The organism is Agrobacterium vitis (genome assembly GCF_014926405.1).
Classification (GTDB): Bacteria; Pseudomonadota; Alphaproteobacteria; order Rhizobiales; family Rhizobiaceae; genus Allorhizobium; species Allorhizobium vitis_H.
In genome coordinates, this window is the sequence record NZ_JACXXJ020000005.1 from 740,567 (window position 1) to 760,063 (window position 19,497).

At 57.7% G+C, this 19,497-nt stretch carries 15 protein-coding genes; 9 read left to right on the top strand and 6 right to left on the bottom strand.

Annotated features, from left to right (window positions below; all coding sequences use genetic code 11):
• Nucleotides 1-177 precede the first annotated feature (177 nt).
• Together IEI95_RS14495 and ypfJ are read left to right on the top strand one after the other, a co-directional pair.
• Nucleotides 178-861 carry a glutathione S-transferase gene (locus IEI95_RS14495; protein ID WP_194416603.1) on the top strand — a complete coding sequence of 228 codons (684 nt, stop codon included), beginning with the start codon at nucleotides 178-180 and terminating at the stop codon, nucleotides 859-861.
• A gap of 162 nt (nucleotides 862-1,023) precedes the next feature.
• Entirely contained in the window at nucleotides 1,024-1,920 is an 897-nt protein-coding gene (gene ypfJ, locus IEI95_RS14500; RefSeq protein ID WP_194416604.1) for a KPN_02809 family neutral zinc metallopeptidase, read from the top strand.
• 6 nt (nucleotides 1,921-1,926) lie between these two features.
• Here ypfJ and IEI95_RS14505 read toward each other — a convergent pair whose 3' ends face one another.
• Entirely contained in the window at nucleotides 1,927-2,916 is a 990-nt protein-coding gene (locus IEI95_RS14505; RefSeq protein WP_194416605.1) for an aldo/keto reductase, read from the bottom strand.
• Nucleotides 2,917-3,019: 103 nt separating this feature from the next.
• On the opposite strand from IEI95_RS14505, the gene IEI95_RS14510 reads away from it, so the two are divergent.
• Nucleotides 3,020-3,922 carry a LysR family transcriptional regulator gene (locus tag IEI95_RS14510; protein WP_194416606.1) on the top strand — a complete coding sequence of 301 codons (903 nt, stop codon included), beginning with the start codon at nucleotides 3,020-3,022 and terminating at the stop codon, nucleotides 3,920-3,922.
• A gap of 259 nt (nucleotides 3,923-4,181) precedes the next feature.
• Nucleotides 4,182-5,579 carry an MATE family efflux transporter gene (locus tag IEI95_RS14515; protein ID WP_194416607.1) on the top strand — a complete coding sequence of 466 codons (1,398 nt, stop codon included), beginning with the start codon at nucleotides 4,182-4,184 and terminating at the stop codon, nucleotides 5,577-5,579.
• A 96-nt stretch (nucleotides 5,580-5,675) separates the two neighbouring features.
• Here the strand turns inward: IEI95_RS14515 and carA are convergent, their stop codons facing one another.
• On the bottom strand, nucleotides 5,676-6,896 hold the full coding sequence (carA, locus tag IEI95_RS14520; protein WP_070164242.1) for a glutamine-hydrolyzing carbamoyl-phosphate synthase small subunit: 1,221 nt from the start codon (nucleotides 6,894-6,896) through the stop codon (nucleotides 5,676-5,678).
• A gap of 337 nt (nucleotides 6,897-7,233) precedes the next feature.
• On the opposite strand from carA, the gene IEI95_RS14525 reads away from it, so the two are divergent.
• Entirely contained in the window at nucleotides 7,234-7,689 is a 456-nt protein-coding gene (locus IEI95_RS14525) for a GatB/YqeY domain-containing protein (RefSeq protein ID WP_015916652.1), read from the top strand.
• 92 nt (nucleotides 7,690-7,781) lie between these two features.
• Here IEI95_RS14525 and bioB read toward each other — a convergent pair whose 3' ends face one another.
• A complete protein-coding gene (gene bioB / locus IEI95_RS14530; RefSeq protein WP_194416608.1) occupies nucleotides 7,782-8,768 on the bottom strand; it encodes a biotin synthase BioB in 987 nt (328 codons plus the stop codon).
• Nucleotides 8,765-9,337, bottom strand: coding sequence for a biotin transporter BioY (locus tag IEI95_RS14535; RefSeq protein ID WP_488656269.1), 573 nt, complete (start codon nucleotides 9,335-9,337; stop codon nucleotides 8,765-8,767). Before IEI95_RS14535 ends, bioB begins: the two co-directional genes overlap by 4 nt.
• 309 nt (nucleotides 9,338-9,646) lie before the next feature.
• On the opposite strand from IEI95_RS14535, the gene dnaG reads away from it, so the two are divergent.
• Entirely contained in the window at nucleotides 9,647-11,671 is a 2,025-nt protein-coding gene (gene dnaG / locus IEI95_RS14540; protein WP_156534555.1) for a DNA primase, read from the top strand.
• A gap of 686 nt (nucleotides 11,672-12,357) precedes the next feature.
• Nucleotides 12,358-14,403: an RNA polymerase sigma factor RpoD gene (rpoD, locus tag IEI95_RS14545; RefSeq protein ID WP_156534553.1), complete on the top strand. Its 2,046-nt coding sequence runs from the start codon at nucleotides 12,358-12,360 to the stop codon at nucleotides 14,401-14,403.
• A gap of 611 nt (nucleotides 14,404-15,014) precedes the next feature.
• Here rpoD and IEI95_RS14550 read toward each other — a convergent pair.
• Complete coding sequence (locus tag IEI95_RS14550) at nucleotides 15,015-15,182, bottom strand: hypothetical protein (RefSeq protein ID WP_156534551.1); 168 nt, start codon at nucleotides 15,180-15,182, stop codon at nucleotides 15,015-15,017.
• Nucleotides 15,183-15,822: 640 nt separating this feature from the next.
• Here IEI95_RS14550 and IEI95_RS14555 point away from each other — a divergent pair.
• Both IEI95_RS14555 and IEI95_RS14560 read left to right on the top strand, forming a co-directional pair.
• A complete protein-coding gene (locus IEI95_RS14555) occupies nucleotides 15,823-16,140 on the top strand; it encodes a hypothetical protein (RefSeq protein ID WP_156534549.1) in 318 nt (105 codons plus the stop codon).
• A gap of 150 nt (nucleotides 16,141-16,290) precedes the next feature.
• Nucleotides 16,291-18,051, top strand: a complete 1,761-nt coding sequence (locus tag IEI95_RS14560; protein WP_194416610.1) for a hypothetical protein — start codon at nucleotides 16,291-16,293, stop codon at nucleotides 18,049-18,051.
• 147 nt (nucleotides 18,052-18,198) lie between these two features.
• Here IEI95_RS14560 and IEI95_RS14565 read toward each other — a convergent pair whose 3' ends face one another.
• The gene (locus tag IEI95_RS14565; RefSeq protein WP_156534544.1) at nucleotides 18,199-19,347 is read right to left on the bottom strand and encodes an amidohydrolase; all 1,149 of its coding nucleotides are present in this window, start codon (nucleotides 19,345-19,347) and stop codon (nucleotides 18,199-18,201) included.
• Nucleotides 19,348-19,497: the final 150 nt, after the last annotated feature.

Consider the following 19,497-nt stretch of genomic DNA (forward strand, 5'->3'; position numbering starts at 1 on the left):
CCTGTTCTGGCAAATGCCAGGGGCATGACAGCAGATTTTAAAAATCCAAGGTATTTTCATGAGACATTTTTTCAATCATCACCTTTGCGGACGTAAAACCGTTTCACACTTATCCTGGAAATGCTCTGGCTGCGGCCTATCTGCCCAGGCAACCGATATAAGCCAGGAGACCTGCCGATGATTACCGTCCATTATCTGGAGCATTCCAGGGCGCACCGCATTCTCTGGCTGCTGGAAGAGCTGGGATTGTCTTATGAGGTGAAAACCTACAAGCGCGGTGCTGATATGCATGCCCCGGCGGCATTGAAGGCCGTGCATCCGCTGGGAAAATCACCTGTCATCGAAGACGAGGGCCGGATCTTCGCCGAAAGCGGTGCCATTATCGAATATTTGATCGACACTTATGGCGCTGATACCAATGACAAGACGGTTTTGCGTCCGGCACCGGGCAGCGACGCTTTCCTGCGCTACCGTTACTGGCTGCATTATGCCGAAGGCTCGGCCATGCCCCTGCTGGTGATGAAGCTGGTATTCTCCCGGTTGTCCAAGCAGATGCCGTTTTTGTTGCGCGGTGTGGCCCAGCGGATCTCCGATGGCGTTTGCGGCAAGATGATCGATCCGCAGATCGGCGAACATCTGGCCTTCTGGCAGACGGAATTACGCAAGGACGGCTATTTTGCCGGGCCGGACTTTACCGCCGCCGATATCGCCATGAGCTTCCCGGTGGAATCGGTGCTGTCGATTTCCGGCGATACGGGCGATGTTACAGTCCTTCGTTCCTATCTTTCCACAATCCGCGCCAGGCCGGCCTATCAGCGCGCCCTGGAACGTGGGGGTGCCTATATGTTCGCCAAGACCTGACCGGTTTTTTCTTCAAACCCAGTGTTTGGAACACTGTTGAGCTTAAGAGTGTTTGGAACACTGTTGGCCCCAATCCGTTACCAGCCTGCCGCCGTTGCTGTTGCACGGCGGCAGTTTTTGCTGAACATAAGCGTTCTGCATATGCGGCCGGGGAGAGAACCGATGGAATTGGATGGGCGTCGTCAGTCCGAAAATGTCGAGGATGTCAGGGGTGCATCAGGCGGCGGCGGCTTTGGCCGGCGGGGCATCCGGCTGCCGATTGGCAGCCGCGGGCGTGGTTTGAGTTTTTCAACCATCATCGTTCTGGTGCTGATCTATTTCGGTCTTCGCCTGATGGGCATCGATATGTTGCAATTGCTGGAGGAGGGCAGTGGGTCCGCGCCATCCTCCTCGCAGCAGCAGGTCAGTGACACGCCAGAACAGGCGGACATGAAAGTATTCGTGAGCCGCGTGCTGGCGTCTACCGAGGATGTCTGGACCACCGCATTTCAAGAGCGCGACGCAACCTATGAAATGCCGAAGCTGCGGCTGTTTTCCGGTCAATATCCCTCTGCCTGTGGCGCAGCCTCTGCTGCGACCGGGCCGTTCTACTGCCCTGGAGATCGCCGTATCTATCTCGATACCGCGTTTTTCACGGAGCTTTCCAAACGGTTCCAGGCATCAGGCGATTTTGCTCAGGCCTATGTGATTGCCCATGAAGTCGGCCATCACGTGCAGAACCTGACCGGGATTCTGCCGAAATTCAACGAGATGCGCGCCTCGATAAGCGCTGCCGACGCCAACCGGATGTCGGTCCGTGTCGAATTGCAGGCCGATTGTTTTGCCGGGATCTGGGGCCGGAAGGCCGACCAGCAGGGATTGTTATCCGCTGGTGATCTTCAGGAAGCGATGAATGCAGCTCAGCAGATTGGCGACGATACGATTCAGAAGCGTTCCCAGGGCTATGTCGTGCCTGAGAGTTTCAACCATGGCTCCGCCGCACAGCGGATGAAATGGTTCAAAAAGGGCTATGACCAGGGCCGGATGGATGCCTGCGACACCTTTTCCGGCCCGATTTGATGGTGGCTACTTCTCGCTGTCCAGATGCGCCATCTGCGCCTCTGCATAGCGGGAACCGGCGGCGCTGCCTTTGGGGACTGCCGCCTCGAGGGCGGCGATATCCTCCTGTGACAGGGTAAAGTCGAGCGCGCCAAGCGATTCCTTCAACCGGTCGCGGCGGCGAGCACCAATCAAAGGTACGATATCCTCGCCCTTGGCCAGCACCCAGGCAATGGCGGCTTGCGCTGTTGTCATGCCTTTTGATGTCGCGACCTGCGTCAGGGCTTCGACGAGCGCCAGATTGTGGTCGGCATTCTCGCCCTGGAAGCGTGGGCCTTGGCTACGGAAATCCGTTGGCGCCGTCGGTGCGGTCCAGTGGCCGCTGATCAGACCGCGCGACAGAACCCCATAGGCGGTAACACCGATGCCGAGTTCACGGCAGGTCGGCAGGATCTGATCTTCGATGCCGCGGGATATCAGCGAATATTCGATTTGCAGGTCAACGATCGGATGAACGGCTGCTGCCCGACGGATGGTATCTGCGCCGACTTCCGACAGGCCGATATGCCTGACATAGCCGGCCTGGACCATCTCTGCGATGGCGCCGATGGTTTCCTCGATCGGCACATTGGGATCGAGCCGGGCCGGGCGGTAGATATCGATATGGTCGGTGCCCAGCCGTTGCAGCGTGTAGGCCAGCGCCGTCTTCATCGCTGATGGGCGTGCGTCGTACCCGATCCAGCCGCCGGCCGGGTCGCGCTGAGCGCCAAATTTGACGCTGATTTGCACTTTGTCGCGCAGGCCGCCCTTCAACCCTTCACCAATCAACATTTCGTTGTGGCCCATGCCGTAGAAATCGCCGGTATCGATCAGCGTTACCCCGGCATCTATGGCGGCGTGCAGGGTAGCGAGGCTTTCCGTGCGGTCGGAAGGCCCATACATGCCTGACATGCCCATGCAGCCTAATCCAAGGCGCGAGGTCTGAGGGCCGGATTTTCCAAGTTTTACCGTTTGCATATCCAGTTTCCTTTTCTGCTGTCTGTCTGAAAACAGGTTTACGCTGTTTGGTTTTGTGCGATAATCCTGTTTATTCCGCATGCGTTGTTTGGAATTATGCACAATGAGTGATCTACCGCTGGCCGATCTCGATGCTTTCGCCACCATTGCCCGGTTGAGAAACTTCCGGGCAGCCGGAAAGTTGCGCGGTGTTTCGGCCTCGTCATTGAGCGAGGCGATGCGGCGGCTGGAGGCGCGGGTTGGCGTGCGGCTGCTGAACCGCACCACCCGCAGCGTGACCCTGACCGATGCCGGAGCGCGGCTGTTGGAACGGTTGTCGCCGACGCTGGCCGATATCGAGCTGGCACTTGACGATATCAACCAGTTTCGCGAGCGCCCCTTCGGACGGTTACGGCTTAACGTGCCGGGTATCGTCGCCCGCTGTGTGCTGCCGCCGATTGTGACCGGCTTTCTGGCTGCCTATCCAGACATTTTGCTGGAGGTGACGGTCAATGATGCGCTGATTGACGTGCTGGCTGAAGGCTGCGATGCGGGCATTCGCTATGAAGAGGCGCTGCATCAGGACATGATCGCGGTTCCCATTGGCCCGCGCCGCCAGCGCTATGTTTGCGTGGCAGCCCCGTCTTATCTTGCCCAGTATGGCCGACCGGAACATCCGCGAGACCTGATCCATCACCGCTCCATTTTGCATCGTTTCAACAGTGGCCGGGTGAATGAATGGCATTTCGAACGCGAGGGTGAGGCGATCAATGTCTCCCCGCCACCCCGGCTGATCGCCGAGACAGTCGATTTGGAACTGGCCGCGGTGCGGGCTGGACTAGGCATGATGGGCACATTCGAGGACTTCGTGATCGAGGATTTGAATGCCGGACGGCTGGAGCGGGTGCTGACCGATTGGGAAGACGAGTTTTCCGGTCCTTTTCTCTATTATCACAGCCGTCGCCACATGCCCGTACCCTTGCGGGTTTTCGTCGATTATATCCGCCAGCATGGCGATCCCGGTTGATCGCCCATCAACAACTGTGATGAGACGACGAGTTTTTCTGAAGCATCTGCTTGTGTCTTGAAAACGTCACGGCTTTGACGTACCGAGGCAATTGCATATTATTTCCTCACGCCGCCGTCGGTTGAGCAGAAAAACGTCGGTTGAGAAGAAAATATGCATTGCAGCTGACCTGTATGCGCCATGTCCGGTATACGATGCTGAAATCCCGCCGCTCGTCCAGCCTGACTGGAAGCGGCTTTTTTTCGTTTTGGAAGTTCTCATGACTTATGCCTCGTCCCAGCGCATTGACGCGCCCATTGAAAGTTGGCTTAGCCATGTTCGCGCCACGCTGGCGCTGGGCATTCCCCTGGCGGGTGCGCAACTGGCGCAGCTGGCAATCCACACGACCGATGTGGTGATTGTCGGCCGTCTCGGAGCCGAGTCGCTGGCGGCTTTGGTGCTGGCCGGGCAATTCTTCTTCACGGTGTTCATTTTCGGTTCTGGTTTCTCTATCGCGGTCATGCCGATGGTGGCCAATGCCTATGGCAAGGGCGATGTGCGGCTGGCACGCCGCTCCATTCGCATGGGTCTGTGGGTGTCGCTTGCCTATAGCGTGGTGACGTGGCCGCTCTTCCATTACTCGCGTGATGTGCTGCTGGCCCTGGGGCAGGTGCCGCAGGTGGTCGAGCTTGCCTCAAGCTATATTCGCATCATGTGGCTGAGCCTGCCAGTGGCGCTGATGTTTGCGGTGATGCGGGCGCTGGTCAGCGCTATAGGGCGGGCGCAGATCGTCCTCTATATCACCATCGCCACGTTGGTGCTGAATGCCGCCCTGGCCTACTGCATTGTGCTGGGCCATTTCGGCTTTCCGGCTTTCGGCATTCTGGGGGCTGCCTGGGTGGCGGTTTCGGTCAACGTCTTCGCCATGATCACCATGGGTCTCTATCTGCATTTCAACAGTGTCACCCGGAAATACGAATTGTTCGTGCGCTTCTGGCGGCCCGATTGGGATGCGTTGCGCGATGTGATCAAGCTTGGCCTGCCGATTGGAGTGACGGTGTTGGCCGAAGTCAGCCTGTTTACGGCTGCCTCCCTGTTGATGGGCAGCATTGGCACGATTGAACTGGCTGCACATGGCATTGCCCTGCAATTGGCCTCCATCGCTTTCATGATCCCGCTGGGGCTGGCGCAGGCCGCCACCGTGCGGATCGGCGTTGCCCATGGGCGCGGCGATTTTACCGATGTGGTGCGGGCCTCTATTACGGTTGTCTGCATGGCAGCCCTGATCTCGGTGATCGGCGGGTTGCTGTTCTTCTTTTTCTCCAATGAATTGAGCGGAATGTTCCTCGATCGGGGCCGCGGCGATGCGGCGGCGGTGCTGGATTATGCAGCGCCGCTGGTGGTGGTCGCCGGTATCTTCCAGCTGGTGGATGGCATGCAGGCGGTTGCCACCGGGCTGCTGCGTGGCCTGAAGGATGCCAGCGTGCCGATGGTCCTGGCGCTGATTTCCTATTGGCCAATTGGCTTTGGCCTGGCCTGGTTCATGGCGTTTCCCTTGGGGATGGGCGGCCTTGGCGTCTGGTTCGGTTTCCTGATCGGGCTTTCCAGCGCCGCCGTCATGATGGGGCTGCGGTTCTGGCTGCGCCTGCGCCACGAGATGAGGATGATGAGCCGGTAAAGCTTTCTGGTCTTGTCATAAGGCTCTGCATGAGAATCAAATAAGCCGACCAAGTGATTGGTCGGCTTATGTTTTTTATGGGCTATTATCTGTGGTTCAGCGTTCAGCCAAAGCCGGTTCGCCCTTCTTCTCGCGCACCATGTTGATGAAGCGGCGGAACAGGTAGTGGCTGTCTTGCGGGCCGGGCGATGCTTCCGGGTGATGCTGGACAGAAAACACCGGCTTGCCGGTCAGGCGCAGGCCGCAATTGGTGTTGTCGAACAGCGAAATATGAGTCTCTTCAACGCCTTCCGGCAGGGACTTCGAATCCACCGCGAAGCCGTGGTTCATCGATACGATCTCCACCTTGCCGGTGGTGAAATCCTTGACCGGATGGTTGGCGCCGTGATGGCCCTGATGCATCTTTTCTGTCTTGGCGCCCAGCGCCAGACCTAGCATCTGATGGCCAAGGCAAATACCGAACAACGGGATGTCGGTGTTGATCAATTCCTTGATGACCGGCACGGCGTATTCGCCGGTTGCCGCCGGATCGCCGGGGCCGTTGGAGAGGAAAATGCCATCCGGCGACAGCGCTAGGATATCTTCGGCGCTGGTATTGGCGGGCACAACGGTGACCTTGCATTTCAGGCCGGTAAACAGCCGCAGGATATTGCGCTTCACGCCGAAATCCACGCAGACGACGTGATAATCGGCATCCTTGTCAGCCAGTTCGGAAAAGCCTTCGTTCCAGACCCAGGGCTTTTCACCCCAGGTCGAGGACTGGCCGGAGGAGGCGACCTTGGCAAGGTCGAGACCTTCCAGCCCGCTCCAGGCCTTGGCCTTGGCCTTCAGCGCTTCGATGTCGAAATTGCCGTTCGGGTCATGGGCGATGACGGCGTTCGGCGCGCCGTTTTCGCGAATCCAGGCGGTCAGTGCCCGCGTATCGACACCTGACAGGCCGATCATGCCGCGTGCCTTCAACCAGGCATCGAGATGCTTGGTGGCGCGGAAATTGGATGGTTCGGTAATGTCGGCCTTGAAGATCACCCCGACCGCGCCGTGGCGGGCGGCGGGCGTCAGGTCTTCAATGTCTTCCTCATTGGTACCGACATTGCCGATATGGGGAAAGGTGAAGGTAACGATCTGGCCGAGATAGGAGGGATCGGTGAGGATTTCCTCATAGCCGGTCAGCGCGGTGTTGAAGCACACCTCGGCCTGAACATCGCCGGTGGCGCCGACGCCCTGACCTTCGATGACGGTGCCGTCAGCCAGAACCAGAAGCGCTGTCGGCTTGGTTGTTGTCCAGGCTGCGGTGGGCAATGGCGATGTTGCGGTCATATCCGTTCCTTTTCCAGCCGCTTGCCCCGGCCGATGCAAACCGGCGGCGCGTGGCTATCTGTGTGTGCCAGTATCTAAGTGTGCCAAGGCTCCTCGCGCAGCAAAAGATGCGCGTGCGGGAACCTGATGTCGATGTCTGTGCAGGCGATGGTACATAGACGAGAAGCGTGGGCCGGGTCAATTGTTCCTCAGGTAAAAGAGGTGTTTTCCCTTGAAGTCTTGAAAGACCCCCGCATTGCGCGGAACCTCCGGGAGGGGTATCACCACGCCTGAAGCGAGCCGCGATGCCGTTTGAACGGCGGCCAGGGGCTCCACAGTCACCCAAGGAGATGAAGACATGCTACGCGAGGATCTGACGACTGCGCTGAAGGAAGCGATGAAAGCCAAGGATAGCCGCCGGCTTTCCACCATCCGCCTGGTGCAATCGGCCATCAAGGACCGCGATATCGCCAATCGCGGCGAGGGCAAGGATGAGGCCAGCGACGACGACATCCTCCAGCTGATGGCCAAGCTGGTGAAGCAGCGTGAGGAATCGGCGAAGATTTACGAAGACAATGCCCGCCCCGAGCTTGCCGCCCAGGAGCGCGAGGAAGTGGCGATCATCAAGGGTTTCATGCCCGAGCAGATGGATGACGATAAAGTCCGCGAAGCGATTTCCGGCATTATCACCGAAATCAGCGCCGAAGGCGTGCGCGACATGGGCAAGGTGATGGCCGCTTTGAAAGAACGCTATGCCGGTCAGATGGATTTCGCCAAGGCGTCCGGCTTGGTGAAGGAGTTGCTGACGAAGTAAGGCTGAAGCCTCCGCATACAGCGTTGTGCGCCATAGATGGCGCACAACGGGTCGCTACTGCGCTTTATATCTATAGCGGCTTCCCCTTTTCTTTATTCTGCGGCGAGTGGCACAGCCTCGTGTGGCAATGGGCCGATGGCGGCAAACAGCGCCTCGTCCTCACCTATTCCGGCATTGGGCGTGGTTAGCAGCGTATCACCGTAGAAGACTGAATTGGCACCGGAGACCAGGCAGAGGATTTGCGCTTCCCGATTTAATGTCGAACGCCCAGCCGACAGGCGAACCGTGGATCTCGGCATGACGATCCTCGCCGTCGCCACCATGCGCACCAGCTCCAGCGGATCGATCCGCGGCATGGCGGCAAGCGGCGTCCCCTCCACAGGCACCAGCGCGTTGATCGGTACGCTTTCGGGATGCGGGTGCATGGATGCCAGCACCTGGAGCATGGAGGCGCGATCGCGGATGGTTTCGCCCATGCCGATAATGCCGCCGCAACAGAGGTCGATGCCGAAAGAGCGGACGATGGACAGGGTTTCCAGCCGGTCTGCATAGCTGCGGGTGGTGATGATCTCACCGTAAAATTCGGGACTGGTGTCCAGATTATGGTTGTAAGCCGTCAATCCGGCCTCGGCCAGTTTCTCAGCCTGATGCTTTTCCAGCATGCCAAGTGTCACGCAGGCTTCCATGCCGAGATCGCGGACGCCGCGCACCATGGTCAGTACCGCGTCAAACTCCTTGCCATCGCGCACCTGCCGCCATGCGGCTCCCATGCAGAAGCGCTCGGCACCGGCATCCCTTGCTCGCTTTGCAAGCGCCAGCACGCTCTCCGGCTGCATGAGGCGATCCTTTGTCAGCTTCACCTCCCGGTGATGGGCCGATTGCGGGCAATAGGCGCAGTCTTCCGGGCAACCGCCGGTCTTGATCGACAGCAGGCTTGCCTTCTGCACGGCATTCGGGTCGTGGTGGCGGCCATGGACAGCGTTGGCATGGCCGATCAATTCCAGAAGGGGCAGATTGTGAAGGGTGACGATCTCTTCCACGCTCCAGTCATGGCGAATTTCGCTCGCCGCCCCACTCATTGCTCCGTCTCCTGCTGGCGTTTTGCCTTTGGTGGCCACTGGCTGGCGATCAGCGCCGCAAGCACACATTTCACCACGTCGCCGCCCAGAAAGGGCAGGAGGCCAACGGTCAGCAGTGTTGCGGCAGGAACGAAGAAGACAAGCCATGCGAGACCTGCCGCATAGACCAATGCCAGACCAGCAAAACTGGCAACAAGGTGCATCGCCAGCCCGCGTCCATGGCCGATCAAACCGGTTAGCCACGCCGCAAGCCAGTATCCGGCAAGATAGCCACCGGTTGGCCCCATCATATAGGCAAGGCCGATGCCGCGTTCCGGAGAGCCGGAAAACACGGGCGCACCAACAGCACCGACGGCCAGGTAGGTGGTGAAGATGGTCAGCGACATCTGCGGCCCAAGCATCAGCGCGAACGCCATCACCGCAAAGGTATGCAGTGTCATTGGGACCGGCCAGAAGGGGATTTGCACTTTGGCAGCCAAGGTCATCAGCAGCACACCGGCTGACACAACTATTATTTTATCGATAAAAATTGAAAATTTATTCTTATTGGTTCGAGAAAGAAGAGAAATGTCCATGTCGTCTCCAATTTTTTGTCTATTTTAAAAAATTATCGATAAAATATCGGGCGTGGGCTTAATGTCAATCCCGACACTCGCTCATCCGGAGCCGTTGTCTCTTTTTGAGGCCCGGTGATTTCCCTCATTGTCGACTGGGATGTGCCCTTATGATGGGCGAAAGGCCGGAAAGGGATTGGAGACGCTGGAGCTTGGAAGGCGCAAAGGGGGAAGCGCATGTGAATAGCGGGTACATTCCATGAAAGCCGTGGCGCTTGTCTTTCATACCTCCTATATAACCAGATCATTCCTCAAGGTTGCCCAATGCGCTTTTCAAACGACTTTCTCGACGAGATCCGCGACCGCGTGCCGATTTCGGCCGTGATTGGCGCGCGTGTGCCGTGGGATCGCAAGAAAACCAACGTGTCGCGCGGCGATTACTGGGCCTGCTGCCCGTTTCACGGCGAAAAAAGCCCGAGCTTTCACTGTGAGGATCGCAAGGGCCGTTACCATTGCTTCGGCTGCGGGGTGTCCGGCGATCATTTTCGCTTTCTGACCGATCTGGAAGGCTTGAGCTTTCCAGAGGCGGTCGAGCGGATTGCCGACATGGCCGGTATCGCCATGCCCAAGGTGGATGTGCGCGACATAGAGCGTGAGCGCGAGCGCACCAGCCTTCAGGACGTCATGGAAATGGCCACGCTGTTTTTCCAGGACCAGCTGCAAGCAGCCCAGGGCGCCAAGGCCCGGGCCTACCTGCGGGAGCGCGGGCTTTCGGGCCGCACCATCGAGACCTTCCGGCTGGGCTATGCGCCGGAAAGCCGCAACGCGCTGAAGGAACATCTGGCTGGCAAAGGCGTGCCGAAGGAGCAGATCGAGGCTTGTGGGCTGGTGGTGCATGGGCCGGATATTCCGGTCTCCTATGACCGTTTCCGCGACCGGATCATGTTTCCGATTCTGTCTTCCCGCGACAAGGTGATTGCCTTTGGCGGTCGGGCGATGTCGCCGGATGCGCCAGCCAAATATCTCAATTCCAACGAGACGGAACTGTTTCACAAGGGCAATGTCCTCTATAATTTCTCCCGCGCCAGGCGGACGCTTCAGGGTGCCGATGGGGCAGAGACGATCATTGCCGTCGAAGGCTATATGGATGTGATCGCGCTTTATCAGGCGGGCGTCGAAAATGCCGTTGCGCCACTCGGCACGGCGCTGACCGAAAACCAGCTGGAGCTGATGTGGAAAATGACGCCGCAGCCGGTCCTGTGTTTCGATGGCGACGGTGCCGGGCAACGCGCAGCGTTTCGCGCCGTCGATCTCGCCCTGCCGCATCTGAAGCCCGGCAAGAGCGTCCGCTTTGCCATGCTTCCGGATGGCAAGGACCCTGACGATCTGGTCAAGCAGGATGGTCGCGCGCCTTTTGACCGGGTATTGGCCGAGGCCCGCTCGCTGGATGAGATGGTCTGGGTACGCGAAACAGGCCAAGGCCGGTTCGATACGCCAGAGCAGCGTGCCGAGTTGGAGGCGCGGTTAAAGCAGATCGTCAATATCATTGCCGATGAGAATGTGCGCCGCCACTATCAGCAGAATGTCCGTGACCGGCTCTATGGGTTCTTCCAGGGGCAGGGGACGGCTCGCGCCGGGCGCGGCAATTTCGAGCGGGGTGGTGGTGGCTTTGCCGGCAACCGGCCCGGCGCTGGCCGTTTTCAAAACGGGGCGGGCGGTCGCGGCGCGCCGGGTGGCCAGCGTCCCGGCAGTACGGTGGCCTCCGACCGGCTGACGCGGTCGGGCATGGTCAGCCGCAGCCATGACCAGCCAAGCCTACGCGAAAGCGTGCTGGCGCTTACCATCGTCAATCATCCGCAATTGTTGCAGGAGGATTATGACGAGATTTCCTGCATCGATTTCGACAGTCGCGATCTGCAAAGGCTTTGGCCTGCGGTGCTGACGGCGGTTGCGCAAACCGGGGCGCAGCTAACCCGCGAAGATCTGTCCGAACGGCTGACGGCAAGTGGTTTCGATACGCTGTTGAAGGCATTGGACCAGCAGATCCGCAATGCCAGGCTGTGGACGGCAACCACGGTGGCGGCGCTGGAAGATGCCCGCGAGGGCTATACCCAGGCACTGTCCCTGCATAAGCGCGCCAAGGCGCTGCGCCGCCAGCGCATCGAGTTGGAACGCGAGATTGCCGAGGCGACCGAAGCCGATGACGCCGGGCGGATTGATGGGCTGATGTCGGTTTTGCAGGAAGTGCAGCTGGAAATCGTTCGGATGGAGAACCAGGAAGCGATCATCGATGGCTTTGGCGTGATGTCGGGCCGCGTCAAGGGACCGGCTTATGGTCACAATTCATAACGGTTTTGCAAGCTTTGTTATGGCAGATACCAACCGCGCCCCTTGTATCGGCGGCGTGAGTGCCTAGATTTCAGTTCAAACCGGGTGAAGTTCCTGAGATCGAGGCCGTGCCTGTCCCGAAAGGATGTTCCCAAAGGACAGGTTAATGACGTGACGATTGAATGGCTCCCTGCCGCTTGAGGCGCGTGTGGAGGCGTTTGGATAAGGAGCGTAGAGCGAGATGAATGGTTTTTTCGCGATATCAACAGGCACAATCGCTTTAAAAGGCTTGACGTATCGATAAATTGTGGGAATCACGGTCAAACGAAAAAACAAGGTGACGCAGGTTGCGCCGGGTCTATGCTGGCGGGCTTCGTCGCCTGTTTGTGTAGTTATACCGCAATCGACGGGAACCGTGGTGGTCAACCGGGAATTAGACATTGCTTGGTCAACGTGCCATTTCCTTCAGGAAAGCACCAAGGCTGACGGAATGTTTCGCATCTAAGGCATGGTTTTTCTTCGGCCTCATCTGGTTTGAGAAGTTGTGCTGCACATTTAAGGTTTTACAGCGTGTTTCGTGCGTATGGTCCGCGCATGGCGCTGTAGGTCATAACCAGTGATTCGTAGTGGTCGGTGCAAGGCTATGCCCCATCTGGCGCGTGACAGCACTGCGGAAAATTGAAGCGTCAGGGAAAGCGACGAGATACATGGCAACCAAGGTCAAGGAAAACGAAGAAGCCGAGAACGAGCGCGATGGCGCGACCGACGGTCCGCTTCTCGATCTTTCGGATGACGCGGTCAAGAAAATGATCAAGGCCGCCAAGAAGCGCGGCTACGTCACTATGGATGAGTTGAATTCGGTTCTGCCGTCTGAGGAAGTGACCTCGGAGCAGATCGAAGACACCATGGCGATGCTTTCCGACATGGGCATCAACGTCGTCGAGGACGAGGACGCTGAAGATCCGGCGGCCGAAGAAAGCGATAACGACGAAGAAGCCGAAAGCGAAGGCGGCGAACTGGCGCCTGCTGGCAATACCGCTGTTGCCACAGCCAAGAAGAAAGAGCCGACCGACCGCACGGACGACCCGGTTCGCATGTATCTGCGCGAAATGGGCTCGGTGGAGCTGTTGTCGCGCGAAGGCGAAATCGCCATTGCCAAGCGCATCGAGGCTGGCCGCGAAACGATGATCGCCGGTCTCTGTGAGAGCCCGCTGACCTTCCAGGCGCTGATTATCTGGCGTGACGAGCTGAACGAAGGCACGACGCTGCTGCGCGAGATCATCGATCTCGAGACCACCTATTCCGGTCCCGAGGCCAAGGCCGCGCCGCAATTCCAGAGCCCGGAAAAAATCGAGGCGGACCGCAAGGCTGCCGAGGAAAAGGAAAAGACCCGCCGGGTCCGCTCCAGCGAAGATGACATCACCAATGTCGGCGGCGACATGCCCATGCCGGAAGAAGAGGAAGAGGACGAAGACGAGTCCAATCTTTCGCTGGCCGCCATGGAAGCCGAGCTGCGCCCCCAGGTCATGGAAACCCTCGACCTGATCGCCGATACCTACAAGAAGCTGCGAAAGTTGCAGGACCAGCAGGTGGAAGCGCGCCTGGCCTGTGCCGGCACGCTGTCATCAGGCCAGGAGCGGCGCTACAAGGAGCTGAAGGATCAGCTGATCACGGCAGTCAAATCGCTGTCGCTGAACCAGAACCGGATCGACAGCCTTGTCGAGCAGCTCTACGACATTTCCAAGCGCCTGATGCAGAACGAAGGTCGACTGTTGCGGCTGGCTGAAAGCTACGGCGTCAAGCGCGACAGCTTCCTGGAGCAATATCAGGGTGCGGAACTTGATCCCAACTGGATGAAGTCGGTCGGCAATCTGGCTGCCCGCGGCTGGAAGGATTTCGCCCGCGAGGAAAACAACACGATCCGGGAAATCCGTCAGGAAATCCAGAATCTGGCGACCGAAACCGGCATTTCCATCGCCGAGTTCCGCCGTATCGTCTCCATGGTGCAGAAAGGCGAACGCGAAGCCCGGATCGCCAAGAAGGAAATGGTCGAGGCCAATCTGCGTCTGGTTATTTCGATTGCCAAGAAATACACCAATCGCGGCCTGCAATTCCTCGACCTGATCCAGGAAGGCAATATCGGCCTGATGAAAGCGGTCGATAAGTTCGAATACCGGCGCGGCTACAAGTTCTCCACCTATGCGACGTGGTGGATCCGGCAGGCAATCACCCGTTCGATTGCCGACCAGGCCCGCACGATCCGTATTCCGGTGCATATGATCGAAACGATCAACAAGATCGTTCGGACCTCGCGCCAGATGCTGCACGAAATTGGCCGCGAACCGACCCCGGAAGAACTGGCTGAAAAGCTGGCCATGCCGCTCGAAAAAGTCCGCAAGGTGCTGAAAATCGCCAAGGAGCCGATCTCGCTCGAAACCCCTGTGGGCGACGAGGAAGATTCGCATCTCGGCGACTTCATCGAGGACAAGAACGCGCTGCTGCCCATCGATGCCGCCATCCAGGCCAACCTGCGCGAAACCACCACCCGCGTGCTGGCCTCGCTGACACCCCGTGAAGAGCGTGTCCTGCGCATGCGCTTCGGCATCGGCATGAACACCGACCACACGCTGGAAGAAGTCGGCCAGCAGTTCTCGGTTACCCGCGAACGTATCCGCCAGATCGAAGCCAAGGCCCTGCGCAAGCTCAAGCATCCAAGCCGGAGCCGCAAACTGCGCAGCTTCCTGGATAGCTAAGTTTAATGAAGAGACAAGAGTAGAAAACCCGGCGGAAACGCCGGGTTTTTGCGTTTAAGGGTGGGGAAGGATGATTGCTGATGGAGCGGGGTTTACCCCCCTCTGTCCTGCCGGACATCTCCCCCTCAAGGGGGGAGGTCGACGTGGAGCAGGCCTCTCATGCGCATGACAATCGATTCTATTTCGCAATAGGCTTGATGGGGAAACGGGTATGCACCACCATCCGATCTCCCCCCTTGAGGGGGAGATGCCTGGCAAGGCAGAGGGGGTAAGCGGCATATTAAAACGTTTGCTCCGTGTCCTGTGGTTCAATCTGAACCTGACAAAGTCTAGCGAAGAGACAAGAGTTGAAAACCCGGCGGAAATGCCGGTTTTTTGTGGCCAGAATTATCAGTGTCTCTTCTCCCGGATTAGGACTTTCGCGTCACATTATCACTGCCAACGCATCGGCAATCACGCTCTATCGGGAACCATAAGAGGCTATGCCTATCCGATCTCCCCCCCTTGAGGGGGAGATGCCTGGCAAGGCAGAGGGGGGTAAGCGGCATATCAAAACGTCTGCATCGTATCTGTCGTTCAATATGAACCTGCAAACTCTCGCTGCCGAGTGCTCACGTATCGCGGACGGATAGGGCGGCAATGGTAGACGGAATGCTGGCGGCAGACGAGGTGGCCACAGTGGGTTTTGCAATGGGCGGCGCGGGGTTCGCGGCAATCAAATATCCCGTCCGGGAGGGGGCTGGTGGGATGCTGGCTGCTATGGCGGATGCAGATGTCATTTTGTTCTCCTGACCGGCCTTTTCCGTATCATGTGGCATCGTCCGGTTGACAGCGAGGCCGTCATCGCCCCGCCAGAATAACCGGGCTTGCCCGGCGCACGACAATTTCCTGTACATCCGTAAGTAAATTCTAATTTTAAAAAGGATAATTTTATCGATTGTGCATAATGCAGCGCAAAAATTGCTGCTATGGCGAAATTCTCGCTCTCCTTGTGTGATTTCTCAAAAAAGCGTGCCGCAAGCCCGCGCGGTAAGGGGCTGATCTTGCTGCATCAACGCCCTCGTCCCTGCCCAATAAAATCCCATCTGCCCCACTTCCAATCCCCACCCTTTATGCGCTAAACATTGGGTGAGATCGGTTGTAACGCGCCGATCTTGGGGCGTGGAAACCCCTTACACAACGGCCTGTGTCGGTCGTTATAAAGACACCCCTCAGCCATAGGTTTGTGGCTGAGGCGGTGAACTGTATCTATACGGTTCGCTCTCTACCATTCTCTATGGTCGGGGAGGCCTCGGCGTATGTCCAGAGCTTCGGCTTAAAGGTCGGGGCGGTCGTCTTGTGTACGGCTTTCCAACTCCCCGATCACCAGAGGGCAAGACCCTCCGGTGATCGCTCGTGTTGTTCACAGGGAGCGCCTCAATGGAGACTTACGATATCTGGGCTGACCTTCTCGCTACCTTCCGCGCCTCACCGGATGCGATCAAGGCCCTCTGGCTGCTGATCCCGCCGGGCATGTTTCTGGCCGTCCTGGCACTGCTGCTCCGCTACCGCCTGCGACGCAGAGAAACAGACAAAAACACCGAACTGACCTACACCGTCATCCGCCAGGACGACCAGACCGTGCAAATCTACAGCCACGGCCCCGGCAACCCCCACACCGACCCAATTTTCCTACCCGTAACAAGAGCCGACAGCGGCAAATTGCTGGAATACTGGGAGCGGTCCGAGCATTCTTAGTGGTGCAGTGTGGTTGGTTCCGGGGCGAAACCACCGTTGCATTTGCTTTATGGTGGAAAACGGAGAGCGAATGATGGTTGGAGCAACTTTGCCTTGTTGGTTAGGGCTCGGTTGTGCATGTTGATGTCGGGGCTAAGGGCAGGGGTGTTTATGGCAGATCAGGTGCCGACGATTGATGAGATTGATAATGTGGATAAGCTTGACGCGTATCTGAGGGGAAGGCCTGTCGAAGAGGCGCAAGTAATTGCGTTTCGAGCGGCATTGCGAGTTATGCCTTTGCTTTCCTCAAGCCTGAACTCCAAGCGAGATGTAAAAAATAAAATTACTAATGAAGCGATTATGCGAGTTTTCCGTGCAAGCGTCGTGTCATGGATTTCGGTTGCTTTTGCAAATACAGAAATAAATGCCTCTCCTGCTGCACTTGAAGTTAAAAGTGCCAAGCCTTTAAATTATGCTAAAGCTATGGCTGGCATTAGCAGAAGAGGATTAGTTAAGATATCCACCAGATCAGCAGCGATGGCTGCTTTTGCCGGCAACAAAAAATCAGCTATAAGGTTAACCTGCCGTTCGGTTTCTATGGCGGAAAGAGCTATTAGCTCTACTGGTATCAACTCTGAAACTATCTGGCATGCTGTTCGATACGATCTTACTGGTATGATAAATAGCGCTGTTCGGAGTACTTTTTATTCAGCGTTGTGGTTGGATGTCGCAACATTATATCAATTTGATATATTGGAAACTGAATTTAAGGATTATCTTTTCGAAACTGGTGATGACTGGTTTTATGTTATCTGGAGTTGGTACTCATCTTTTCGATTAGGAGTGCTGCCTTACTCACATTTGGAACATAGGCTTGAGACTGTTATAAGTCAGGTTGCTAAAGAATTAGATGATTTCTGGGAGCGCGATCCTGATGCGGTGATGCTGGATATCTCTGGAAAACTGCATTTCACAGAATTACAACCAAAAAACATTGACTGTACCGCAATCGAACAAATCGCGGACCAGCTTGTCCAAACTCCGGCGGACTTTCGGTTTTCCAGTCATGACAATCAGCCAATTGATGCGGTGCCGTTCAAGGATGCAGCAAGCAATAGGGCGTTTGCCGAAACAACACTTATTGATGCCGTCGAGAAGGCGCAGGAGTTCCGTGAAGGACTGGAGAAGGCGAATGCTGACCCGAGTGTAAAGCGGTCGGTTGATCGTTTGCTTGCCGTGTTGCCTCCGCACCTTGACGCTCTCAATCCTGCACTTATGCGTTCTAAAACGCGCAGTTTGGAGGCGAGTGCTCTTGCCTATGCCTCGGCAGGAGCGGAAGCTGAGTTGTTTCCTAATGCGGTGGCCGAGCTGCTTGACTTGGTTGGTACCCTCAAAGACCTGCAAGGCTGTTTTCCGCAGATTGCCGAGGTGGAACGCAATACGGTTGCGATTGAAATCGCTGGTCGTGAACAGGAAGTTGAAACCGCCCTGTCTGCCATTACGGCATCCGCTAGGGCGTTGAGCGCGAATTATCCAGGCATTATCACGGCATCAGCGGTGGAGGCAGTCGCAATATTGGATGACGATATTGCTGATGCATCAAATCAGAAGGTCAAACGTAATCTTCTTGCTGGGTCAGCGCTTATCAAGCACAATTATCTGAGCGCGGTCTATCGAAGAGTCCTGTCTCCGATTGGCGTTGAAGCGGTGAGAGTTGGAAAATTATATTATAAAAATACTGTAGACGGCTCCGTCGTCGGTGTGAAAACAGCCGCTGAAAAAGCTTTTCCGGCTTTCGTGGCTTACCAAATAGGCGGGACGCTTGCTGCGGCCGCTGTTTTTCTTCCAGATCTTTTTAAAATCTTGAAGCAGGCCAATGAATTTGCAGAGGATTTGGCGAAAGACAATGAAAATGAGCCAAACGCACAGTGATCTTCCGACGCCGCTTCTTGATGTGGAAGTGGGTGAATGCCGAACATTCCACCACCTCCAGGGCTTGCTCAAAGACAAAACCAACGGTCGCGCTCTCTCTATCGAAGAGATCAACGAAGCCATCATTGACGGTTGCCTCGCGGCCAATCACCCCAATCTCCCCCGCACCACCCGCATAAACACCCTCGCCCCAACCTCAATCAACGCATCTGGAAAGTCATAATCCGGGTTGTGCAGGGCCGGGTGTGTCTCGCCTGCGCCGAGGAAGAACATGGCGGCCGGGGAGGTGGTGCGGAAGCGGCCGAAGTCTTCGGAGGCGCGCATTGGTAGGGCGCGGGCGTCGTGGGTTATGCCTTCGGCATCGAGAGCGGTGGTGAGGGCGGTGACGGCTTGCGTGGCGTTTTCGCAGTGCAGGAAGATGTCGTGATAGGTGAGGGTCAGGCCAAGGCCGTGCTGCTCTGCGGTTGACTGGGCGAGGGCTTCGGCTTGGCTGCGAAGCCCGTCCATGCCCTCATCGGTCAAGGTTCTCAGCGTCACCCAGATTTCGCCGTCGCCGGGCGCGATGCCGAAGGCCGGTTCGCCAAGTTTTGCGTGGGTCACGGTGGCGAGGCGGAAGTCTGTGGCGGGCGGGGCGCTGTGGGAGAGGGCGGTCAGGGCTGGCATCAGGCTGCTGATCGCCTGCATCGGCGACAGGCCGGTTTCGGGCTGCGAGGCATGGGCGGTCTTGCCGGTGAGCGTGATTTTCAACCCGCGTGAGGCGCAATTGACCGGGCCTGCCTTCAGCGCCACATGGCCGAGCGGAATGCCCGGCAGATTGTGCAGGGAAAAGGCCAGATCCGGCGCAATCTCAGCAAAGCGCGGATCGGCCAGCACAGCGGCGGCACCCGCGCCATTTTCCTCGGCAGGCTGAAACAGCAGCACAACACGGCCCGTGGCAGGCGGCTGGCGCGACAGGCCAAGCGCCAGCGCCAGCAGAATGGTCGAATGGCCGTCATGGCCGCAGAGATGGCCTTTTCCCGGAATTGTCGATCCATAGGGCAGGCCGGTTTTTTCCGTAATCGGCAGGGCGTCGAGTTCGGAGCGAAACAGCAGGGTCGGACCGGGTGCCGCGCCCGAAAACACCGCTGCCACACCATGGCCGCCAAGCCCGGTCAGGATGCGGGTGGGGTTGAGCGGTGTCAGTGCCTCGACGATCCGCCGGGCTGTCTCTTGTTCCTCACCGGAGACTTCAGGATAGCGATGAAGCTCGTGGCGGATGGCGGTGAGAGCGTGCAGATCGGTAGGGCTGAGGAACATGGTGGCTCCGCAATGGCGTGGCTGACATGCGTCTGTTAGCACGCCCTTGTGTCGGTCTGAAAGTATTGTGTCGGGCTGAAAGTGTCGAAACGCGGCTTGCGGGTTTGCGGCGGGCATCAGCCCCGTGTATGGATCGTGCAATGCAGGAAA

Excerpts from the sequence above, each read along its gene's own strand:
- IEI95_RS14555 (WP_156534549.1), top strand. The coding sequence starts at position 15,823 with ATGGAGACTTACGATATCTGGGCTGACCTTCTCGCTACCTTCCGCGCC.
- IEI95_RS14550 (WP_156534551.1), bottom strand. The coding sequence starts at position 15,182 with ATGACATCTGCATCCGCCATAGCAGCCAGCATCCCACCAGCCCCCTCC.
- IEI95_RS14560 (WP_194416610.1), top strand. The coding sequence starts at position 16,291 with ATGGCAGATCAGGTGCCGACGATTGATGAGATTGATAATGTGGATAAG.
- IEI95_RS14515 (WP_194416607.1), top strand. The coding sequence starts at position 4,182 with ATGACTTATGCCTCGTCCCAGCGCATTGACGCGCCCATTGAAAGTTGG.
- dnaG (WP_156534555.1), top strand. The coding sequence starts at position 9,647 with ATGCGCTTTTCAAACGACTTTCTCGACGAGATCCGCGACCGCGTGCCG.
- rpoD (WP_156534553.1), top strand. The coding sequence starts at position 12,358 with ATGGCAACCAAGGTCAAGGAAAACGAAGAAGCCGAGAACGAGCGCGAT.
- bioB (WP_194416608.1), bottom strand. The coding sequence starts at position 8,768 with ATGAGTGGGGCGGCGAGCGAAATTCGCCATGACTGGAGCGTGGAAGAG.
- IEI95_RS14565 (WP_156534544.1), bottom strand. The coding sequence starts at position 19,347 with ATGTTCCTCAGCCCTACCGATCTGCACGCTCTCACCGCCATCCGCCAC.
- ypfJ (WP_194416604.1), top strand. The coding sequence starts at position 1,024 with ATGGAATTGGATGGGCGTCGTCAGTCCGAAAATGTCGAGGATGTCAGG.
- IEI95_RS14505 (WP_194416605.1), bottom strand. The coding sequence starts at position 2,916 with ATGCAAACGGTAAAACTTGGAAAATCCGGCCCTCAGACCTCGCGCCTT.
- IEI95_RS14525 (WP_015916652.1), top strand. The coding sequence starts at position 7,234 with ATGCTACGCGAGGATCTGACGACTGCGCTGAAGGAAGCGATGAAAGCC.
- carA (WP_070164242.1), bottom strand. The coding sequence starts at position 6,896 with ATGACCGCAACATCGCCATTGCCCACCGCAGCCTGGACAACAACCAAG.
- IEI95_RS14510 (WP_194416606.1), top strand. The coding sequence starts at position 3,020 with ATGAGTGATCTACCGCTGGCCGATCTCGATGCTTTCGCCACCATTGCC.
- IEI95_RS14495 (WP_194416603.1), top strand. The coding sequence starts at position 178 with ATGATTACCGTCCATTATCTGGAGCATTCCAGGGCGCACCGCATTCTC.